This is a genomic window from Nonomuraea sp. NPDC049141 (assembly GCF_040648415.1).
Classification (GTDB): Bacteria; Actinomycetota; Actinomycetes; order Streptosporangiales; family Streptosporangiaceae; genus Nonomuraea.
On sequence record NZ_JBEZDR010000128.1, the window covers coordinates 1 to 2428 of the forward strand.

The following is a 2428-nucleotide window of genomic DNA, read 5'->3' on the forward strand; positions in this document are numbered from 1 at the left end:
GGGCAGCCGCACGTGCTGGAGGTCAACGTCTCGCCGGGGATGACCGAGACCTCGTTGCTGCCGCTCGCGGTCCAGGCCGCTGGCCTGGACTTCGGCAGGACGCTCGGAACCCTGGTGGCCCGCGCCGCGACCCGGCGCCCCTGACCGGCCCGTCTCTCTCCGGGGTCTCGTCCGGTCGATCGTGGGCCCACCGGTTGGGCATGTGCGCCGGCTGCCGATCGAGGGTGTTGCGGTGGCCGGTCTCGCCGGACGTCCCGCTCGGAGCCACCGAGCGCCCGTTCGAGGGATCGGCAGGACGGACGAGCCCTAGACGCGCGGCCCTCGGGCTTCCGCGGCGGACGCCTCGTCTCCCGGTTCCTCCGCGGGCGGGACCTCCTCGGCGGACTCGATCACGGAAACCGCCTCGCCCTCCGTCGGCTCGTCCTCGACCGGGGACTGCCCGGTGAAGCTGGAGGGCGCCTGCCACTGGATGCGCGGCGGCTCGGCCAGCGGGCGTCCGCCGAACTCCGCCAGCCAGGCCGCGACCATGGCGAGGTTCTCTCGCCATTGCGACTCCGAGATGGGCGGCAGGATGGAATCCCACAGGGAGAGGAAGGTCCCCCGCAACTGAAGCTGACCGTAGGGCCGGGCGAGGAACCACATGTGCAGGTGCGCGGAGCCGTCGCCCCAGCGGTTGACGTGCACCCGGGCCACGCCGTCGAGGGACCGGATGGCCCGCTCCAGCCGTACGGTCATCACCCCCAGTTCGGCGGCGAGCAGGTTCGGCAGGTCGCCGAGATCCAGGTGCGAGCGGGATTCGAGGATCAGCACCATCGGCAGCCCGGTGGGACGGTCCATGGCGCGTACCCGCCATCGCTCGCCCACCCAGATGTACGCGTCGTCCGGGGCGTTGCAGGCGGTGCATTCCCGATGTCCCTCGCCCCTGCGCGGCGGCTCGACCGGGACCGGATCATCGAGTTGCTTGACACGAAGGTCGCCCTCGAAGGGGAAGGACGGCCACTGGGTGAAGTCCGGAACGGAGGGAGGGGTGTCGTGCACGACGCTGACACTAACCGGTTCCGGCACCGCTGTCCCTACCCGAATGCGCCACGGAGCGATGCCGCTCCGGCCCTGAGGTCGCAGCGCGAAGCGAAGTTATCCACAGGCACGCACAGGCATCCACAGGCTGATGAGACGCCGGACACATGCCGTCATCCACAGGCTGTCACCCTGTTCCACACGGGGTTTCACGTGAAACAGGGGAGCCTGTGGATAACCCCTGTGGATAACTTTGGACCTGAAGGCTCCGTTTCGGGCCTGAGGGCTGCGGGACGGGGCTGCGGACGGTTCCACGTGAAACCAGAACACGCCGTCGACGTCGGCCGCACTTCGCCGTCGCTCCATCCTCGCCATCACCCCGCCCGATAATCGTCGCTCGCGCGACCACCGGGCCGTCATCGTCGGCGCCGCTCCCGACCGCCGATCGAGCTTCCGATCCCGTGATCGCCGCTCCGTGCCTTCCGGTGGCACCGCCTGTGAATCCGCCGCCTGCGGGTCCGCCGTCCTCGAACCCGGCACCTCCCAATCCGCCGTCCTCGAATCCGCCGTCCTCGAATCCGCCGTCCTCGAATCCGCCGTCCTCGAATCCGCCGCTTCCGAGTCCGCTGCCCTTGAGCCCCGGCGCTTCCCAATCCGCCGTTCCGAGTCGACGCCGCTGAGTCCGACGCCTCCGGCCTTCGACCGATGGCCACCCATCGCGCTTCGACTGTCGCGGTTCCTGAAGACATGGCCGCAACGGCCAGCTCGTCGCGGGATGTCCCCGACCGGCCCCACGCCAGCGAGGTGGACCTGTTGCAGGTGCTGTGGTGCCCGTTCGGCGGGGCCGACCAGGGTTGCGCCTCGGCGTCGTGCATCCGTTGACACGACCCCGCCGGAAGCGAAGCTGAGAACGGCGACGACACGACTGCGACGGGGCGCCCTCTGCGTAGCGGGACGTCGGGATGCTGCATGTCGGCACGCATGCCGCCGGATCGTCCGGAGCGCTTTGCCGGCAGCACGAGTGCGACTGGCATCCCACGACCCGGCGACGGCTCGAGCGGATGCACCCGACACAAGATGGGCCGGGCAGCGTGCGTCCAGTGGGGTTGAGGCTCGATCCTGGCGGGCCCATCCACGTCCTCACAGCGCTACCGGTCCCGCCAAACCGCAGGGGTGGCCCTCGGGGTGCCAGAGCCGGCACGAGGGGCTCCGACGCCCTCTCACAGCCTCTACGGCTGCCTCGCGGTCCCCTTCGGCAGAGCCCCGCTACCGCTTGGCGTTCATCTGCTCGGGTGGGTCTCGCCCGTACTCTTCGATGCCATCTCAACCGCCGGGCCGCAAACCGCAGAACCGTGGCCGTTTCACGGAAACGGCCACGGCGACGGCCGAACCAACGGGCACCGCCCGCGCG

The 2428-nt window shown here is 70.2% G+C and carries 1 protein-coding gene and 1 pseudogene; one reads left to right on the forward strand and one right to left on the reverse strand.

The genetic code is table 11. From position 1 onward, the window contains the following. Positions 1–144, forward strand: a pseudogene (locus AB0B91_RS65075) (D-alanine--D-alanine ligase); the annotation flags it as partial. Positions 145–306: 162 nt separating this feature from the next. On the opposite strand, the gene AB0B91_RS65080 reads toward AB0B91_RS65075, so the two are convergent. Next, the gene (locus tag AB0B91_RS65080; protein WP_089002799.1) at positions 307–1038 is read right to left on the reverse strand and encodes a hypothetical protein; all 732 of its coding nucleotides are present in this window, start codon (positions 1036–1038) and stop codon (positions 307–309) included. Between the last annotated feature and the right edge of the window lie 1390 nt (positions 1039–2428).